Origin of the sequence: Terrirubrum flagellatum (assembly GCF_022059845.1) — a bacterium.
Lineage (GTDB): Bacteria > Pseudomonadota > Alphaproteobacteria > Rhizobiales > Beijerinckiaceae > Terrirubrum > Terrirubrum flagellatum.
On sequence record NZ_CP091852.1, the window covers coordinates 303,870 to 320,324 of the forward strand.

At 64.1% G+C, this 16,455-nt stretch carries 15 protein-coding genes; 4 read left to right on the plus strand and 11 right to left on the minus strand.

The features are described from left to right. Positions 1 to 76: 76 nt before the first annotated feature. Entirely contained in the window at positions 77 to 1,135 is a 1,059-nt protein-coding gene (locus tag L8F45_RS27975) for a substrate-binding domain-containing protein (protein WP_342363676.1), read from the plus strand. A 3-nt stretch (positions 1,136 to 1,138) separates the two neighbouring features. Here L8F45_RS27975 and L8F45_RS27980 read toward each other — a convergent pair whose 3' ends face one another. Then, positions 1,139 to 1,975 carry a GNAT family N-acetyltransferase gene (locus L8F45_RS27980; protein ID WP_342363677.1) on the minus strand — a complete coding sequence of 279 codons (837 nt, stop codon included), beginning with the start codon at positions 1,973 to 1,975 and terminating at the stop codon, positions 1,139 to 1,141. Continuing rightward, positions 1,972 to 2,424 carry a type II 3-dehydroquinate dehydratase gene (locus L8F45_RS27985; protein WP_342363678.1) on the minus strand — a complete coding sequence of 151 codons (453 nt, stop codon included), beginning with the start codon at positions 2,422 to 2,424 and terminating at the stop codon, positions 1,972 to 1,974. The genes L8F45_RS27980 and L8F45_RS27985 overlap by 4 nt, the downstream gene beginning before the upstream one ends. A gap of 185 nt (positions 2,425 to 2,609) precedes the next feature. Between L8F45_RS27985 and L8F45_RS27990 the strand changes: the two genes are divergently transcribed. Next, complete coding sequence (locus tag L8F45_RS27990; RefSeq protein ID WP_342363679.1) at positions 2,610 to 3,053, plus strand: hypothetical protein; 444 nt, start codon at positions 2,610 to 2,612, stop codon at positions 3,051 to 3,053. 57 nt (positions 3,054 to 3,110) lie between these two features. On the opposite strand, the gene mmsB is transcribed toward L8F45_RS27990, so the two are convergent. The 9 genes from mmsB to ytfQ form a co-directional block, all read right to left on the minus strand. Then, positions 3,111 to 4,316, minus strand: coding sequence for a multiple monosaccharide ABC transporter permease (gene mmsB / locus L8F45_RS27995; RefSeq protein WP_342363680.1), 1,206 nt, complete (start codon positions 4,314 to 4,316; stop codon positions 3,111 to 3,113). Then, a complete protein-coding gene (mmsA, locus tag L8F45_RS28000) occupies positions 4,313 to 5,845 on the minus strand; it encodes a multiple monosaccharide ABC transporter ATP-binding protein (RefSeq protein WP_342363681.1) in 1,533 nt (510 codons plus the stop codon). Before mmsA ends, mmsB begins: the two co-directional genes overlap by 4 nt. 61 nt (positions 5,846 to 5,906) lie before the next feature. Beyond that, positions 5,907 to 6,971 carry a multiple monosaccharide ABC transporter substrate-binding protein gene (gene chvE / locus L8F45_RS28005; RefSeq protein WP_342363682.1) on the minus strand — a complete coding sequence of 355 codons (1,065 nt, stop codon included), beginning with the start codon at positions 6,969 to 6,971 and terminating at the stop codon, positions 5,907 to 5,909. Positions 6,972 to 7,065: 94 nt separating this feature from the next. Then, entirely contained in the window at positions 7,066 to 7,992 is a 927-nt protein-coding gene (locus L8F45_RS28010; protein WP_342363683.1) for a dihydrodipicolinate synthase family protein, read from the minus strand. Between the two features lie 22 nt (positions 7,993 to 8,014). Next, on the minus strand, positions 8,015 to 8,761 hold the full coding sequence (locus tag L8F45_RS28015) for a FadR/GntR family transcriptional regulator (RefSeq protein WP_342363684.1): 747 nt from the start codon (positions 8,759 to 8,761) through the stop codon (positions 8,015 to 8,017). Positions 8,762 to 8,771: 10 nt separating this feature from the next. Further along, the gene (yjfF, locus tag L8F45_RS28020; protein ID WP_342363685.1) at positions 8,772 to 9,791 is read right to left on the minus strand and encodes a galactofuranose ABC transporter, permease protein YjfF; all 1,020 of its coding nucleotides are present in this window, start codon (positions 9,789 to 9,791) and stop codon (positions 8,772 to 8,774) included. Beyond that, positions 9,788 to 10,771 (minus strand): ABC transporter permease, encoded by a 984-nt coding sequence (locus L8F45_RS28025; RefSeq protein WP_342363686.1) that lies wholly within the window; start codon positions 10,769 to 10,771, stop codon positions 9,788 to 9,790. Before L8F45_RS28025 ends, yjfF begins: the two co-directional genes overlap by 4 nt. Beyond that, positions 10,768 to 12,321, minus strand: a complete 1,554-nt coding sequence (locus L8F45_RS28030; protein ID WP_342363687.1) for a sugar ABC transporter ATP-binding protein — start codon at positions 12,319 to 12,321, stop codon at positions 10,768 to 10,770. The genes L8F45_RS28025 and L8F45_RS28030 overlap by 4 nt, the downstream gene beginning before the upstream one ends. 37 nt (positions 12,322 to 12,358) lie before the next feature. Beyond that, a complete protein-coding gene (gene ytfQ / locus L8F45_RS28035; RefSeq protein WP_425330051.1) occupies positions 12,359 to 13,330 on the minus strand; it encodes a galactofuranose ABC transporter, galactofuranose-binding protein YtfQ in 972 nt (323 codons plus the stop codon). Between the two features lie 572 nt (positions 13,331 to 13,902). Between ytfQ and L8F45_RS28040 the strand changes: the two genes are divergently transcribed. Together L8F45_RS28040 and repA are read left to right on the plus strand one after the other, a co-directional pair. Beyond that, positions 13,903 to 15,057, plus strand: a complete 1,155-nt coding sequence (locus L8F45_RS28040) for a site-specific integrase (protein WP_342363688.1) — start codon at positions 13,903 to 13,905, stop codon at positions 15,055 to 15,057. A 171-nt stretch (positions 15,058 to 15,228) separates the two neighbouring features. Next, positions 15,229 to 16,422, plus strand: coding sequence for a plasmid partitioning protein RepA (gene repA / locus L8F45_RS28045; RefSeq protein WP_425330062.1), 1,194 nt, complete (start codon positions 15,229 to 15,231; stop codon positions 16,420 to 16,422). Positions 16,423 to 16,455: the final 33 nt, after the last annotated feature.

The following is a 16,455-nucleotide window of genomic DNA, read 5'->3' on the forward strand; positions in this document are numbered from 1 at the left end:
TCCGTAAACGTTTACGACGTTGCGCCTGGCCGTTATCTTTGTCAATGGCCGCCATTCGAGGCGGGAACGAGGGGTAATGGAGCAGAAGGGCATCGGCATCCGCGAACTCGCGCGGCGGCTCAACATCTCCATCGGCACCGTCTCGCGGGCGCTGAACGGGCGCGAGGATGTGAGTCCGGTGACACGGTCGCGCGTGCTCGAGGCTGCGAGCCGTTTCGGCTATGCGCCGAACCAGTCGGGCCGCGCGCTTCGCCAGGGCGTGACGCGCGCCGTCGCGCTGATGATGCGCACCAATGTCGACATCGCGACCTTCGGCGAGACCTTCTTTCTGAATTTGAGCGAGGGCCTGCAGGGCGTGCTGGCGCAGGCGGGGCTTGATCTTATCGTCCTGCCTTGCGGGTCCGGCTTCGATCAGGATCAGTATCTCCGGCGCGCCGTCGAGCGCGGCCTCGCGGACGGCTTCATCGTTTCTGATACGCAGCGCATTGATGCGCGCATCGATTATCTGCTTGCACGCGGGATTCCGTTCGTGGCGCTTGGGCGAAGCCTGTCCGGCGGGGACCATCCGTGGATCGATCTCGACTTTGAAGGCGTCGCCGAACAGGCTGTCGATCGGCTGGCGCGATCGGGGCATCGGCGCATTGCGCTTGGCCTGACGACGCGCGAAGCGAACAGTCGCGTCGTGTTTGCCGACGCGTTCGAGGCGGCGTTGCGTCGCCGCGGCATCGAGCCTGATCCGGCGCTGGTCGTGCGCGCGCCGGAGACGGTCGATGGCGGCTATGAGCTTGGGCAAGCGCTGCTATCGATCGAGACGCCGCCGACGGCGATCGTTCTTGGCCAGTCGACTCATGCGATTGGCCTCTATCGCTATCTCCGGGATCGGAATCTCGAACCGGGTCGCGATATCGCGATCATCGGCTTTCGCGACAATCCCGCCTGCCAGTTTCTCACTCCCGCGCTGACCTGCTTCAGGGTGTCGTTGCGCGAACTCGGCGCCTGTCTCGGCGAGACGCTTCTGTCGGCGATGCAGCCGAGCGATGGAGAGGTTGAGTCCGGGGAACGGTTGCGGCTCTGGCCGCTCTCTTTGGTCCAAGGCGAGAGCGACGCGCGATTCCATCGCGACGCCAAAGGGTGAATTTCAGCCCAGTTCCAGCGTCGTGACAGCGAAGAGTTCGGGCGCGAACGGAATCTGTTCGCCGAGATACATCCGCGTCGTCTCAAATCCCGGCTGCAAGCCCGACGCCTTGAGGAAAGCGATGAATGATCGCCGCGCCTCGGGGACATCGATATAGATATTGTCTCCGCTTGCGGCGCCAGCCAGCGAATGAAAAAGCGCAGCGGCCTTGTCGTCATCGACTGCGGATAATCCGCCGATCTTCCAGCCTTCGCGGCATTTGCGCACGACGCCATATCCCGTGATCGCGCCATTCGACATCGCGACGCGCACGACATGCGGAGGCTTGAGCCATCGCGTCAGAAACGCGTCGCGCGCCTCGGGGAAGCTCCGGCGATCGAAAGCCGGGATTGCGGACAGGAGATCATCGCTGGCCGCGGCGATGCTGCTATTGTCCTCCCGCCGGCCAGCATACGCGCCGCCAAAACGGATCGTGCGATAGGCCGGCGCAAAACCCTTGCTGCGATAATTCTCGAACTGCTCATCGACTCCGTCGAGACCAATCGTGCGACCCGTGAGCCGCGCCATGCCGGCTTGCCACACCGCCTTGCCATGGCCTTCGCCGCGCCTGCCGGGGCGGCTGATATAGAGGCCGATGAAGCCATAGCTCGCGCCATAGGCGACCGCGGAAATTCCCGCGACCATTTCGCTATCAATGAAGGCGCCGATGAAGCCATCAGGGTCGGTGGCGTGGAACGCGGCGGCGTCGTTCAGCCCGGGATTCCAGCCGACATCAGCCGCCCAGTCGACGAGTCGCTCGACTTCGGTGAAATCAAGCTTGCGAATAATGCGCGCGGTCATGCAGCGCCTCTCACGGAGCGACCGAGCAGGTAAGCGGCCGCTTCCATCGCGAGGAGGTATCCGCGAGGCCCGACGCCGCAGATTACGGCCGTCGCCGCCACCGACAGTTTCGAATGGCGGTGCTGCTCGTCTCTCGCGTGAATGTTGGAGATATGAAGCTCGATGATCGGGCCTTTGAAGATTTTCATCGCATCCAGCATCGCGATCGAACTGAATGAGTAACCTGCAGGATTGATGATGAGTGCGTCGGAGTTCAACCGCGCGGCCTGTATCCAGTCGACCAGCACGCCTTCATGGTTGGACTGATGGAAAGAGAGCGACGCGCCGATGCGCTCCGCGCAGGCGCGGCAATCCGTTTCGATCTCGGCGAGGGTGGTGGAGCCATAGATCTCAGGCTCGCGCTCGCCGAGCAGGTTGAGATTGGGACCATTCAGGATCGTCAGTCTCATGCGCTGTCCCCTCACTCCTGTTCGCGATCACCGCGCTTGGCGACGCCAGTTCGAGCAATCCATTTGCGCCGCGGCCCCGGACGTCGATCATACGGCGCGCGCGCGCGAAGCCGCTGGGCTCGCACAGCGAGCACGCGCGGCTATAATGAACCATCCAGTGTGTTTGTCATGTCGGGAAGATCAGAATGACATTTCGTGCGAAGCCGGTCGTTCATGAGTGGGACCTGCCTCGCATCGGCTTGCGCGGTCTCTCCGCGCGCGACCGCCAGCTTTTCTGGCAAGGTTTCGAAAAGGGTCGCCGCGGCGCGCCCTATGTCAAGGGCAACGGCTTCTCGCGCTGGCGTCCTGTCGCGGGAACGGAGCTGAACATCGCGCTCTACATCACCAATCGTAGCGTCGGGCTGTTCGTGCGCGGCCTGCGCGGCGTTCCCCTCTCAGCGACGCGCGTTCTGCTGGGCCCGCGCAAGGCTGAACTCGAGACGCGGCTCGCCGCCCGTCTCGATGATGAAGTTCCGCTGCTGCGCCGGCTGCCGCTTGCGTCGACGGACACGTCGACCTGGGCGCGCGCCTATGAATGGCTGCGCGACGCCGAAGAGGATTTTCTCGCGGCGCTGATCGCGGAAGATTGAGGCGACAGGACAGCCAATTCCATACCCGATTATACCCGATAAGGCGCGACCTCTCTTTCAGGATCGCTTCTGGTTGTAGACGTCGAGACAGACGGCGCCGAGCAGCACGACGCCCTTGATGACCTGCTGATAGTCGATGCCGATGCCGAGGATCGACATGCCATTGTTCATCACGCCCATGATCAGCGCGCCGATGACAGCGCCGGAGACGCGCCCGACGCCGCCATAGGCCGACGCGCCGCCGATGAAGCAGGCGGCGATCACGTCGAGCTCGAATCCGAGGCCCGCTTTCGGCGTCGCCGTGTTGAGGCGCGCGGCGAAGACGAGACCGGCGAGCGCCGCCAGCACGCCCATATTCACGAAGGCGAGGAAGGTGAGCCGCTCCGTTCTCACGCCGGACAGTTTCGCCGCGCGCGCATTGCCGCCGACAGCATAGATCTGTCGCCCCATGGTCGTCCGCGTGGTGACGAAGCCATAGAGCGCGATCAGCGCGGCCATGATGATCAGCACATTGGGCAGGCCGCGATAGGAGGCGATGAGATAGGTCGCGTAGAGGATCACCGCCGCGAACCCGATATTCTTGCCGATGAAGAACGCCTGCGGCTCGACCGGCACGTCATGGCTCTGCTGGCGGGCGCGGCTCTTGAAATTGAGAATGACGAGCGCAAGCACCAGCGCAGCGCCGATCGCGAGCGAGGTCGGGTAAAGCCCGGTCGCCTCGGGAAACAGCTCGGGAATGAAGCCCGAGGAGAGCTTCTGGAAGGTCGGCGGAAACGGCCCGACCGACTGGCCCTGCAGGATCGCGAGCGCGAATCCCTTGAACACCAGCATGCCCGCGAGCGTGACGATGAAAGACGGAATCTTGAAATAGGCGACCCAATAGCCTTGCGCCGCGCCGATGAGCGCGCCGAAGGCGAGGCAGATCAGGACCGCGGGAATGTAATGCACCTGGTAGCGCACCATCAGCACCGCCGCGACGGCGCCGACAGCGCCCGCGACCGAGCCGACCGAAAGGTCGATATGCCCGGTGACGATGACCAGCAGCATGCCCAGCGCCATGATGACGATGAAGCTGTTCTGCAGCACGAGATTGGTGAGATTGAGGGGGCGCAGCAGCGTCCCGTTGGTCGCGAACTGGAAGAAGATCATGATCGCGACCAGCGAGAGCAGCATGCCATATTCGCGCAGGCTGGACTTGATCAGGCCGCCGATGCGCCGCTCGTCGGTCCGCGCAGGCGCTCCTTGCAGGATCTCGCCGCTCATGGCCTTTCCCCCTTCTGCACGATCGCCCGCATGATCTTCTCCTGGCTCGCTTCCGCGGCCGGAAATTCTCCGACGAACGCGCCCTCATTCATGACGCAGATCCGGTCGCACACGCCGAGCAGCTCCGGCATTTCCGACGAGATCATGATGACGCCGCGCCCGGCGTCCGCAAGCTCGTTGATGATGCAGTAGATTTCATACTTTGCGCCGACATCGATGCCCCGCGTCGGTTCATCGAGGATGAGCACCTGCGGGTCGGTGAACAGCCACTTCGACAGCACCACCTTCTGCTGGTTGCCGCCGGAGAGCTGGCCGGACTCCTGATAGACGCTGGAGCAGCGGATGCGCATGCGATTGCGATAGTCGCTGGCGACCTTCAATTCGCGCATGTCGTCGATGACGCGGCCCGGCGCCACAGCGTCGAGATTGGCCAGCGTGACATTCTTGCGGATGTCCTCGGCGAGGATCAGGCCGAGCTCCTTGCGATCCTCGGTGACGTAGGCGAGCCCGGCGTCGATCGCGCGCCGCACTGTGGAGAGATCGACTTCGCGCCCGTCCATCTTCGCGCGGCCGCTGATCTTCTGACCATAGGAGCGGCCGAACAGACTCATGGCGAATTCGGTGCGGCCCGCGCCCATGAGGCCGGCGACGCCGACGATCTCGCCGCGCCGGACATGAAAATTCACGTTCTTGACGATCTGCCGTTCGGCGTCGAGCGGATGATAGGCCGACCAGTTCTCGACCGAGAACACGATTTCGCCGATCTTCGGCTCGCGTTTGGGATAGCGATGTTCGAGATCGCGATCGACCATGCGCCGGATGATGCGATCTTCCTCGACCGGTCCCGCGCGGCAGTCGAGCGTGTCGACGGCGCGGCCGTCGCGCAGCACCGTGATGCGGTCGGCGACGCGGGAGACCTCGTTCAGCTTGTGGGAAATCAGGATCGACGAGATGCCGTGCGCGCGGAACTCGGTCAGCAGCTCGAGCAGCGCCTCGCTGTCCTGCTCGTTGAGGCTCGCCGTCGGCTCGTCGAGAATGAGCAGCCGCACATCCTTGGAGAGCGCCTTGGCGATCTCGACGAGCTGCTGCTTGCCGACGCCGAGATCGGTGATCAGCGTATCCGGCGCCTCGCGCAACCCGACCTTGGCGAGCAGCGCCTGCGTGCTGCGATAGGCGGCCTCGCGGTCGATCACGCCGAAACGCCCTGGCGGCTTTGCGAGATAGATATTCTCCGCGATCGACATCAGCGGAATCAGCGCCAGCTCCTGATGGATGATGATGATGCCGAGCGCTTCGGAATCCGTGATGCCGCGGAAGCGGCGCTCCTCGCCATTGAAGACAATGGCGCCTTCATAGGAGCCGTGGGGATAGACGCCGCTCAGCACCTTCATCAGCGTTGATTTGCCGGCGCCGTTCTCGCCAACCAGCGCGTGGATTTCTCCGGGTTCGACGGTGAAGGACACGTCGCTCAGGGCCTTCACGCCGGTGAAGGACTTGCTGATGCCGCGCATTTCGAGGATGGCGCTCATCGCGTCTCCCAACTTCCGGAGCGGCCGCGCTCACGCGCGGCCGCTTGATCAATCACTGACGTTAGCGAATCTGGTTCGCCTTGTAATAGCCGCTGGCGATCAGCGCCTGCTCCCAGTTGCTCTTGTCGACCGCGACCGGCTTCAGGAGAAAGGACGGCACGACCTTGACGCCATTGTTGTAGGTCTTGGTGTCGTTGACTTGCACCTGCTTGCCGCTGAGCATGGCGTCGACCATGTCGGCTGTCACTTTCGCGAGATCGCGGGTGTCCTTGAAGATGGTCGAATATTGCTCGCCGGCGAGGATCGACTTGACCGACGGCACCTCCGCATCCTGGCCGCTCACAAAGGGCATCTTCATCGAGCCCGAGCCGTAGCCCACGCCTTTCAGCGAGGAGAGGATGCCGATCGACAGGCCGTCATAGGGCGACAGCACCGCGTCGACCCGCTTGTCGGTATAGTAAGCGCTGAGCAGATTATCCATGCGCGCCTGGGCGGTCGCGCCGTCCCAGCGCAGCGTTGACACCTTGTCCATGCCCATCTGGCCGCTGCGCACGACAAGCTGCTTGTTGTCGATGTAGGGCTTCAGCACCGACATTGCGCCGTCATAGAAGAAGTAGGCGTTGTTGTCGTCGGGCGAGCCGCCGAACAGTTCGATGTTGAACGGCCCCTTGGCGTCGGGAAGGCCAAGGCCCTTCACGAGCGACTGCGCCTGCAGCACGCCGACCTGGAAATTGTCGAATGTCGCGTAATAGTCGACATTCGGCGTGTCGCGGATCAGACGATCATAGGCGATGACCTTCACCCCGGCCGCGGCGGCCTGCTTCAGGATGTCGGAGAGCGTGGTGCCGTCGATCGCCGCGATCACAAGCACTTTCGCGCCCTTCGTCACCATGTTCTCGATCTGCGAGAGCTGGTTCGGAATGTCGTCTTCGGCATATTGCAGATCGGTGTTGTAGCCGCGCTCCTTCAACACCTTGACCATGTTGTCGCCGTCCGAGATCCAGCGCGCCGACGATTTCGTTGGCATCGCGATGCCGATGGTCGGCTTGGATTGCGCGAACGCCGGACCCGCGAGCGCAAGCGCTCCCAGCATCAGGCTCGAAACAATCATTTTGCGTCGGGTCATTGTCTACTCCCTGGGTTAACCGGTCTTGCTCACATTGTTGGTCGTTCTGGAGCGGCGGACAGAGTCCGCCGTCAGGCGCTGCATTGAATCGATCTCATCGCCCCCAGCGCAGGACGAGTGGATCGAGGCTGCGCGCAATTTCTATCAATCCGGCCTGCGTCGCGGGATGCGGCAATTCGAGTGGGTGACGAACCGCCGCCGATGTGATCACGCCGCCTTCCTTCATCAGGATTTTCGCTGCGGACAGTCCTGTCTGCCGGTTCTCGTAATTGATCAGCGGCAGCCATTTCGCATAGGCGGCCATCGCTTCGGCGCGACGCCCGGCGAGATAGGGATCGATGATTTGCCGGATGCCGTCGGGATAGCCGCCGCCGGTCATCGAACCGGTCGCGCCGGCGTCGAGATCGGCCATCAGAGTGATCGCTTCTTCGCCGTCCCATGGGCCTTCGATCGTTTCACCGCCGAGCGCAAGCAGCGTGCGCAGCTTCGCGGCGGCCTGCGCGACCTCGATCTTGAAATAGCGGATCTGCTCGATCTCTTTCGCGAGCTTTGCGAGAAACGGCGGCGACAGCGGCGTTCCCGCGACCGGCGCGTCCTGGATCATGATCGGGATCGAGATCGCGCTGGCGACCCGGCGGAAGAACGCTTCGATCGCGCCCTCGCCCACCCTGAAGGTCGCGCCGTGATAGGGCGGCATGATCATCACCATGGCCGCGCCCATCTCCTGCGCTTTCCTTGAACGCGCGGCGCAGACGTCGCTGGAGAAATGGCTCGTCGTGACGATCACGGGAACGCGGCCTGCGACATGGGCGAGCGCCGTCTCCATCACCGTGTCGCGCTCGGCGTCGGTCAGCACGAACTGCTCGGAGAAATTGGCGAGGATGCAGAGCCCGTTCGAGCCCGCATCGATCATGAAATCGAGACAGCGGCGCTGGCCGGCGAGATCGAGCGCGCCATTGTCGTTAAAGATCGTGGGGACGACGGGGAAGACGCCGCGATAGGGCCGCGAATGACTTGTCATGACAACCTCGGTGAAATTCCGCTCATGGCTTGTCGAAGTTTGTTTGCTTGCCTGCGGCGCCGTGCCGACGCAAGCCGTTATGGATGCAGGCGGTCATGGCGGCGGCCGCCTCTTCCGCGTTGCGCCCGGCGATCGCGTCGATGATCTCTCCGTGCATTTTCAGCACCTGCTCGCGATCGCCTGGCTCGATCGGCGCGCTGAGCAGAAAGGATGCGCGCAGCGCCGCGTCGATCACGCTGCCGACGGAGCGCATGAAGGCGTTGCCCGACGCGCTCGCCACGGCGAGATGAAGCGCAAGATCGCCGTCGGCGAAACCGGTGGAGTTGGAGGATTCGCGCTCCATCTGCGCGAGCCCGGCGCGCATCGCGTCAATATGAGCGTCGTTTCGCCTGAAGGCGGCGAGCGCGGCCGCGTGGGGCTCCACCGCCAGCCTGATTTCGGCGAGATCGCGCAGGAACCGTCCGTCGATGCCGGCCTGAAGATGCCAGGACAGCACGTCCGTATCGAACATGTTCCAGGCGGAGCGTTGGCGCACCACAGTGCCGACGCGCGCTTTCGTCGTCAGCAATCCTTTCGCCACCAGCGTCTTCACGCTTTCGCGCAGCACCGGCCGCGACACGCCGAAGCGCAGCATGAGTTCGGCGTCGCCCGGCAGCTTCTGCATATGCGCGAGGCGGCCCGAGATGATGTCGATCGCGAGCGTCCGCGCCACCTCGGCGTAGTTCGAATGGGCGCGGCGGGCGGGAAGAACGACGAGGTCTGCGCTCATGACGCTGTCCTCATGACGCCGTCCTCGCGACGCCTGCGATCGGCGAACCGGCGGGACGCGCCGTCGATGTGCGACGTGTCGCGCGCGCGGAAATCGTCAGTGTCGCCTGTTGGAGCGCGATGAAAAGGAACAGCAGGATTCCTGTCGCGATCTTCGTCCACCAGCTCGACAGCGAGCCGTCGAAATTGATGTAGGTCTGGATGAGCCCCTGCATCATCACGCCAAGGAAGGCGCCGGCGATGAAACCGTAGCCGCCGGTCAGCAACGTGCCGCCGATCACGACGGCGGCGATGGCGTCGAGTTCGATCCCGACCGCCGACAGCGAATAGCCCGACGAGGTGTAAAGCGAAAACACGATGCCCGCGAGGCCGGCGAGCGCGCCCGAGCAGGCGTAGATCGCGACTGTGTTGCGCCCCACCCTGATTCCCATGAGACCGGTCGAGACCCGGCTGCCGCCAAGCGCATAGATGTTCGCGCCGAAGCGCGTGAAATGCAGCAGCACGCCGCCGATGATGAAGACGATCAGCATGATGATCGCGACGATTGTCAGGCGCCCTCCCCCCGGCAGGCGAAAGCTCGTCTCCGTGATCCAGTCATATGCCGGCGACCGGATCGGGATGGATTCTGTCGAGAGGAGAAAGGCCGCGCCGCGCGCGAGGAACATCCCGGCGAGCGTCACAATGAAGGGCGGCATGTCGAAGGCGTGAATGACGCCGCCCATCGCCGCTCCGAACAGGCCGGCGATGACGAAGGCGAGAAAGAACGCGAGGAAAGGCGGGACGCCCCAGCGATCGATCGCCAGCGCGAGAAAGACCGTGGTGAAGCCGATCACCGAGCCGACCGAGAGATCGATGCCGCCGGAGATGATCACCAGCGTCATGCCGACCGCGACCACGCCGAGGAAGGCGTTGTCAGTCAGGAGATTGGCGACGACGCGCGTCGAGAGGAAAGCGGGGAATTGCGCGGCGCAGATTCCATAGCCGAGAACGAAAACGGCGGCGGTGATCAGGAGCGGGAGATAGCGGGTCACGCCGGTCCCCGCGCGAGACGGCCGCTCATCCATGTCAGTTTCGGTGACTGCAACAACAACACCGCCATCACGACGCCGGCCTTGACGATGAGATTGAATTCGGGCCGGAAGCCGGAGAGCAGGATGCCGGTGTTCATCGCTTGAATGATGAACGCGCCGAGCACTGCGAGGCTTGGGCTGAAGCGGCCGCCGAGCAGCGAGCTGCCGGCGATCACAACGGCGAGGATCGCATCGAGCTCAAGCCAGAGGCCGGCATTGTTGGCGTCGGCGCCGAGGATGTCAGCGGCCGCGACGATCCCGGCGAGCGCGGCGCAGAAGCCGCTCCAGACATAGACGGCGAAAGTCGTGCCGCGGGTCTCGACGCCGGCGAGCGCGCTCGCCTTCGCATTGGCGCCGGTCGCCTCGATCAGCAGCCCAAGCGCGGTGCCGCGCACGGCCGCCAGCGTCAGCAGCAGCACCGCGATCGTCAGCGCGACGGGAACGGGGACGCCGGCGATGGCGCCATTTCCGAACCAGGCGAGATCGGGCGAGTTGAAGGTGACGATGCGCCCCTGCGTGATGAGCTGGGCCACGCCGCGCCCGGCGACCATGAGGATCAGCGTGGCGATGATCGGCTGGATGCCGAAGACGGCGACCAGCATGCCGTTCCAGGCGCCGCAGAGAAGGCCGGCGCCGAGCGCGGCGACAAGGACGATCGGCAGCGAATGGGAGTCGGCGAGACTGGCGGCGATGGCGCCCGCGATCGCCATCACCGCGCCAACCGAGAGATCGATGCCGCGCGTCGCGATCACCAGCACCATGCCGAGCGACAGGAGCGCGACCGGCGTGCCGCGGTTGAAGACATCGACCAGACTGCCGAACAGCCGGCCGTCCTGCATGCGCAGATCGAAGAATTGCGGCGACACCTGCCAGTCGATCAGCAGCAGCGCGACGAAGGCGGCGATCTGAGGCGCGCCGGCGCGAAGAAAACGCGGACTCATTGCATGCGTCTCGCGGCATGCGAATCCTGTTCGCCGGCGATGGCGTGCAGGATGGAGGTCACCTCCACCGCCGGACCTTCGAGCATCGCCGCCTGCGCGCGGTCGCGCATGACGATCACGCGATCCGCATAGGTCGTGATCTCCTCAAGCTCCGACGAGATGACGACGAGCGACAGTCCCTCATCGCACAGCCGGCGAATAAGACGGATGATCTCGGCGTGCGCGCCGACATCGATGCCGCGGGTCGGCTCATCGAGAATGAGAAAGCGAGGCTCGGTGGCGAGCCAGCGCGCGAGCAGCGCCTTCTGCTGATTGCCTCCCGACAGCAGGCCGATGGGACGTTCGGGATCGGCGGGACGGATGTCGAGCATGGTGATGAACCGGCGCGCGATCTCATCCTGTTCGCGACGCGACAGCGGATTCAAGGGGCCACGATGCGCCTGCAGCGCGAGGACGATATTCTCGCGCACGGAGAGTTCCGCGACGACGCCGTCCGTCTTGCGCTCCTCCGGGCAAAAGCCGAATCCGAGCCGGATCGCGTCGCGGGGCGAACGCAGCCGCGTTTCCTGTCCCGCCACCGTGACGCGCCCGCTGTCAGCCGGCTCGGCGCCGAACAGCAGCCGCGCGGTCTCCGTTCGTCCGGAGCCGAGAAGGCCCGCAAGGCCGACGACCTCGCCGCGCTTCAGCACGAGATTGAACGGCGCGACATAGCCGGCCTTGCCGAAATTCTCGAAGCGGATGAGCGCGCTTTCGCGCGAGGCGGATTCGCGCCGTATGGTCTCCGCCTGATGTTCACTCGTCGCATCGCTCAATTCGCGGCCGAGCATCATGCGCACGAGCTCCAGGCGCGGCAGGGAAGCGGTTTCGCGCTCGCCAATCAGCTTTCCGTTCCGCAGCACGGTGATGCGATCGGAGATGGCGTAGACCTGATCGAGAAAATGGGTGACGAAGATAATGCCAAGCCCCCGAGCGGCGAGTTTGCGCATGACGTCAAAGAGAATGGCGACCTCATGGGCGTCGAGGCTCGCGGTCGGTTCGTCGAGGATGAGGACCCGCGCCGACATATCGACGGCGCGTGCGATCGCCGCCACATGCCGCACGGCGACGGAATAGTCGCCGAGCGGCGCGGCGACGTCGATCGCGAGGCCATAGCTGCTCAAAATGTCAGCCGAGCGCCGGCGCATTTCCTTTTCGCGCACCAGCCCGAACCGGGTCGGCTGCCGTCCAAGAAATAGATTCTGGGCGACGGACAGGTTCGGCAGGAGATTGACCTCCTGATAGACCGTGGCGATGCCGGCCTGAAGCGCCTCCTGGGTCGATCGCGGCGCGATCTCCACATTGTCCAAGGTGACGGTCCCGGCGTCGCGGGACAGCACGCCGGTGATCGTCTTGATGAGAGTCGATTTGCCGGCGCCGTTCTCGCCGAGGAGGGCGTGAATCTCGCCCTCCCGCAGCGTGAAATCGACGGCATCGAGCGCCCGCAGCGCGCCGAAGCTTTTCGACAGGCCCCGCGCGGCAAGCAGCGCGGGGCGTTCACTCGACATCGTCATGCCGGCTCACGCAGAGGGGTGACGGCGGCCTCTCGGCTCAGTAGCCCAAGTCTTTTTTCGAATCGTATTGCTTCTGCGGATTGTCGTTCGCGGTATAGAGCCGCGACTCCGTCTGGATCCATTTCGGCGGAACCGTTCCCTTGCTCTTGAAGGCGATAAGCGCGTCGAGCGCCGGGCCGGCCATGTCAGGCGTCAGCTCGACCGTCGCATTCGCTTCGCCCGCTGCGATCGCCTTGAAGATGTCGGGCACGGCGTCGATCGACACAGTCAGAATATCCTTGCCGGGCTTCAACCCCGCTTCCTTCATCGCCTGAATGGCGCCGATCATCATATCGTCATTGTGCGCATAGACGGCGCAGATCGATTTGCCGCCGCCTTCGGCCTTGATGAAGCTCTCCATCACTTCCTTGCCCTTGGCGCGGGTGAAGTCGCCAGTTTGGCTGCGCACGAGCTTGATGTTGGACGCGGACGCGATCGCGGTGTCGAAGCCCTTCTTGCGGTTCGTCGCGACGCTCGCGCCGACGGTGCCCTGCAGCTCGACGACGTTGCAGGCTTTGGAGCCGATCGTTTTCACGAGCCACTGGCCCGCGACCTCGCCTTCATGGACGCTGTCAGAGGTGACGGCCGTGAGGTAGAGCTCCTTGCCCGAGGGATCGATGTCGCGATCGAGTAGGATCACCGGGATTTTCGCGTCCTTGGCTTCCTTCAGCACGGCGTCCCAGCCGGTGGAGACGACGGGCGCGAGAAAGATCGCGTCGACGCGCTGCGCGACGAACGAACGGATCGCCTTGATCTGGTTTTCCTGCTTCTGCTGCGCATCGGCGATCTTGAGATTGACGTTGCGCTTCTTCGCTTCGACCTTGGAAACGGATGTCTCGGCGGCGCGCCAGCCGGACTCCGATCCGATCTGAGAGAAGCCGACGGTCAATTCCGCCGCGCTCGCAACCGACATCGCGCCCGCGAGCGCCGTCGCGGCCAGCAGGCTGGCCAGCGTAATTCTACGCCTCATGGTTTTCTCCCTTGGGTGTTGAAGTCGAGACGCCTCTTCGTGCGTAAGGCATCCGTAGCTCAACAAACGCCGGCGATCAATAGTCATACTATTTGACTTAATCTGAGGCGCGGAAACCGGAGCGAAAGTCGATTGCGTCTGCGCCGCAGACGCCACGGCAACGCCAAAGGCGATTATCGAATTAGTTTTATTGGGTCTTCCAACAATCTGATAAGAATAGCGCCCGACACTTTCTTGGAAGCTAAAGCCGGCCTGCCTTCCGTCTGGGAGACGCATTGAATGCGCGAGGAGCTTGGCCGCGGGATCGCCAGCCGCCCTTTTTCTGAAATTCTACCGGCGCGACGCCAGTCCGGGCCGCCAGACCTGACGTGAAATCGGCTTCGTCGGCTGTTGTCGCACGCGATTCTGAAGAAACGCTGTTACAGTTCTCCGGCGATTCCCATGCTGATCCGCGCGCCCATCATTCTTCGCATCGATCCGAGGCCGCGCCGCGTCGCGCCTGCCGCGGAAAACCATGCGGCCGCGGGCAGGTTCTTTGGCGCGGCCGGTCTCGCCAATGTCCGGACCGCGTCATGAGCGGTTCGTCTGCGGATCCCGAGCTGGCGCGCTTCGCCGAACTCAACGCGCTTGCGGGCTTCCTGCCCTATCAGCGCCGCGACGAGCTCTCGGCTCTCCTGACCGATGCCGACGTCGCCACGCTCAAACACCTTGTGGCGCAAGGCATGGGCGCGAACAGTCTGCGCGCGCTTGCGTCCGATCTCGCCTATCTCGAACGCTGGCATCAGGCGGCTGTGGGCTCTCCCCTCCCCTGGCCGGCGCCGGAAGCGCTGGTGATCAAATTCGTCGCTCATCATCTCTGGGATCCCGTCCGGCGCGAAACCGATCCGCATCACGGCATGCCGCAGGAGGTGGCCGAGGCGCTGTGGGCGGCCGGCGCTCTCAAGGTCGAGGGGCCGCACGCGCCGGCGACCGTTCGCCGCCGCCTCGCTCTGTGGTCGACCCTGCATCACTGGCGCGGTCTTGAAGGACCCTTCGCCGCGCCTCAGGTGCGTCAGGCGCTCACCCTCGCCGTTCGCGCGGCAGCGCGGACGCCCCGCCGCAAGAGCGCGAAGTCTGTCACCGCCGACATCGTCGAGAAGCTCCTGCGCACCACCCTCCCCGGCCGGCTGGTCGATCTGCGCGACCGCGCGCTGATCCTCGCAGCCTTTGGTTCCGGCGGGCGTCGCCGCAGCGAGATCGCCCGGTTGCGGGTCGAGGACATCATCGAGGAGCCGCCGGTTCCCGCGCGGCCGGGCAAGGAGGATAGCCCTCTCCTGCCCTGCCGGTCGCTGCGGCTCGGCCGCACAAAGACCGCCAACGCCGAGGATGATGCGCGGGTCTATCTCGTCGGCAGGCCTGTCGTCGCGCTCGGCGAGTGGCTGTCGCGCTCCGGGATCGAAAAGGGTCCGGTGTTTCGCGCCATCAACAAATGGGGCCAGCTTGATACGGCCGCGCTGACGCCCCAGGCGGTAAATCTGATCCTGAAGAAACGCGTCGCGCTGGCGGGTCTCGATCCCGCGGAATTTTCGGCGCACGGATTGCGCTCGGGCTATCTCACCGAGGCCGCGCGCAAAGGCGTGCCGATTCAGGAAGCGATGGGTCAGTCGCAGCATCGCTCGGTGCAGCAGGCTGCGCGCTATTACAACGACGCCGAACGCAGGCTTGGACGCGCTGCGAGAATCATTTGATCGAACGAGAGCGCGAAGTTGCGAGTTCGCAACTCGACGCGAAAGCGAAGTAGTTAATCCGCGTTAACCCTTCTTCGCTTGCAAACGCCGCCGAATCGTAGCGTCTTGCTACGCTGGAAATCCATACTCGGGCCGTTTCGCGTAGTTATGTCTAATCTTCGTAGTCAGCAGATGGAGACGCATGTCGCGTCCAAACGTTCGGTGACCGATGTCATCGGAACGGATGGCGCTGCATTGTCGGCCGAGCTGCTGTCGATGCGCGAGACATTATTTCCGCCAGCTTCGCAGAAGCAGCTTCGCGCGTTCTCTTCAGTGGAAGCTGCGAAGCTGATCGGAATCGGCGACGCCTATCTCAGGCAGATTTCGCTTGGCGGGAAAGGCCCCCAGCCGGCGACAGGAAGCGGCGGGCGACGGCTCTACACGCTTGAGCAGATCAACGAGCTCAGGCGCCTGCTGGACGAGGGATCAAAGGGACGCCGATATGTTCCCGGACGCGCCGGAAACGAAGCGTGTCAGGTCATGGCTGTCGTCAACTTCAAGGGCGGCAGCGGCAAGACGACGACCGCGGCGCATCTCGCGCAATATCTGGCGCTGCAGGGATACCGCGTTCTCGCCGTCGATCTCGATCCACAGGCCTCCCTCACCGCGCTCCATGGCTACCAGCCGGAATATGACATCCAGGCCAACCAGACGATGTATGGCGCGGTTCGCTATGACGATCGCCGCCGCCCGCTGAGCGAGATCGTTCGCCATACCTACATTGCCGGCCTCGACATCGTGCCGGGGAATCTTGAGCTCATGGAATATGAGCATGAGACGCCGCGCGCGCTAGCGGAGCGATCGGCGGAGCCTTTCTTCGGTCGGGTGGCGACCGCGTTGGGGTCCGTGGCTGACAATTACGATGTCATCGTTCTCGACTGTCCGCCCCAGCTTGGATTCCTTACGCTTGGAGCGCTGTGCGCCGCGAGCGGCCTGCTGATCACCGTGCATCCGCAGATGCTCGACGTGATGTCGATGTGCCAGTTCCTGTTGATGGCGTCTGACGTGCTCGGCGTCGTCCAGGAGTCCGGCGGGTCGCTTGACTATGATTTCATCCGCTATGTCGTGACGCGCTATGAACCGTCCGACGCGCCGCAGACGCAGATGGTCGCGTTCATGCGCTCGCTGTTCCGCGAGCGCGTGCTTACCCATCCCATGCTGAAATCGACGGCGATCTCGGATGCGGGCCTGTCGAAGCAGACGCTCTATGAGATCGGCCGCGAGAATTTTTCGAAGCAGACCTACGACCGCGCGATCGAGGCGCTCGACGCCGTCAATGGCGAGATCGAGGGTCTTATCCGGCAGGCCTGGGGGAGGGCGGCGTGACAGCGAGGCTCATCCGCAGCCGCGGCGATATCG

What these genes read in the sequence shown, in the direction of transcription:
- L8F45_RS27975 (WP_342363676.1), top strand. Translation starts at nt 77, where the DNA reads ATGGAGCAGAAGGGCATCGGCATCCGCGAACTCGCGCGGCGGCTCAAC.
- L8F45_RS27980 (WP_342363677.1), bottom strand. Translation starts at nt 1,975, where the DNA reads ATGACCGCGCGCATTATTCGCAAGCTTGATTTCACCGAAGTCGAGCGA.
- L8F45_RS27985 (WP_342363678.1), bottom strand. Translation starts at nt 2,424, where the DNA reads ATGAGACTGACGATCCTGAATGGTCCCAATCTCAACCTGCTCGGCGAG.
- L8F45_RS27990 (WP_342363679.1), top strand. Translation starts at nt 2,610, where the DNA reads ATGACATTTCGTGCGAAGCCGGTCGTTCATGAGTGGGACCTGCCTCGC.
- mmsB (WP_342363680.1), bottom strand. Translation starts at nt 4,316, where the DNA reads ATGAGCGGCGAGATCCTGCAAGGAGCGCCTGCGCGGACCGACGAGCGG.
- mmsA (WP_342363681.1), bottom strand. Translation starts at nt 5,845, where the DNA reads ATGAGCGCCATCCTCGAAATGCGCGGCATCAGCAAGTCCTTCACCGGC.
- chvE (WP_342363682.1), bottom strand. Translation starts at nt 6,971, where the DNA reads ATGACCCGACGCAAAATGATTGTTTCGAGCCTGATGCTGGGAGCGCTT.
- L8F45_RS28010 (WP_342363683.1), bottom strand. Translation starts at nt 7,992, where the DNA reads ATGACAAGTCATTCGCGGCCCTATCGCGGCGTCTTCCCCGTCGTCCCC.
- L8F45_RS28015 (WP_342363684.1), bottom strand. Translation starts at nt 8,761, where the DNA reads ATGAGCGCAGACCTCGTCGTTCTTCCCGCCCGCCGCGCCCATTCGAAC.
- L8F45_RS28025 (WP_342363686.1), bottom strand. Translation starts at nt 10,771, where the DNA reads ATGAGTCCGCGTTTTCTTCGCGCCGGCGCGCCTCAGATCGCCGCCTTC.
- L8F45_RS28030 (WP_342363687.1), bottom strand. Translation starts at nt 12,321, where the DNA reads ATGACGATGTCGAGTGAACGCCCCGCGCTGCTTGCCGCGCGGGGCCTG.
- ytfQ (WP_425330051.1), bottom strand. Translation starts at nt 13,330, where the DNA reads ATGAGGCGTAGAATTACGCTGGCCAGCCTGCTGGCCGCGACGGCGCTC.
- L8F45_RS28040 (WP_342363688.1), top strand. Translation starts at nt 13,903, where the DNA reads ATGAGCGGTTCGTCTGCGGATCCCGAGCTGGCGCGCTTCGCCGAACTC.
- repA (WP_425330062.1), top strand. Translation starts at nt 15,229, where the DNA reads ATGGAGACGCATGTCGCGTCCAAACGTTCGGTGACCGATGTCATCGGA.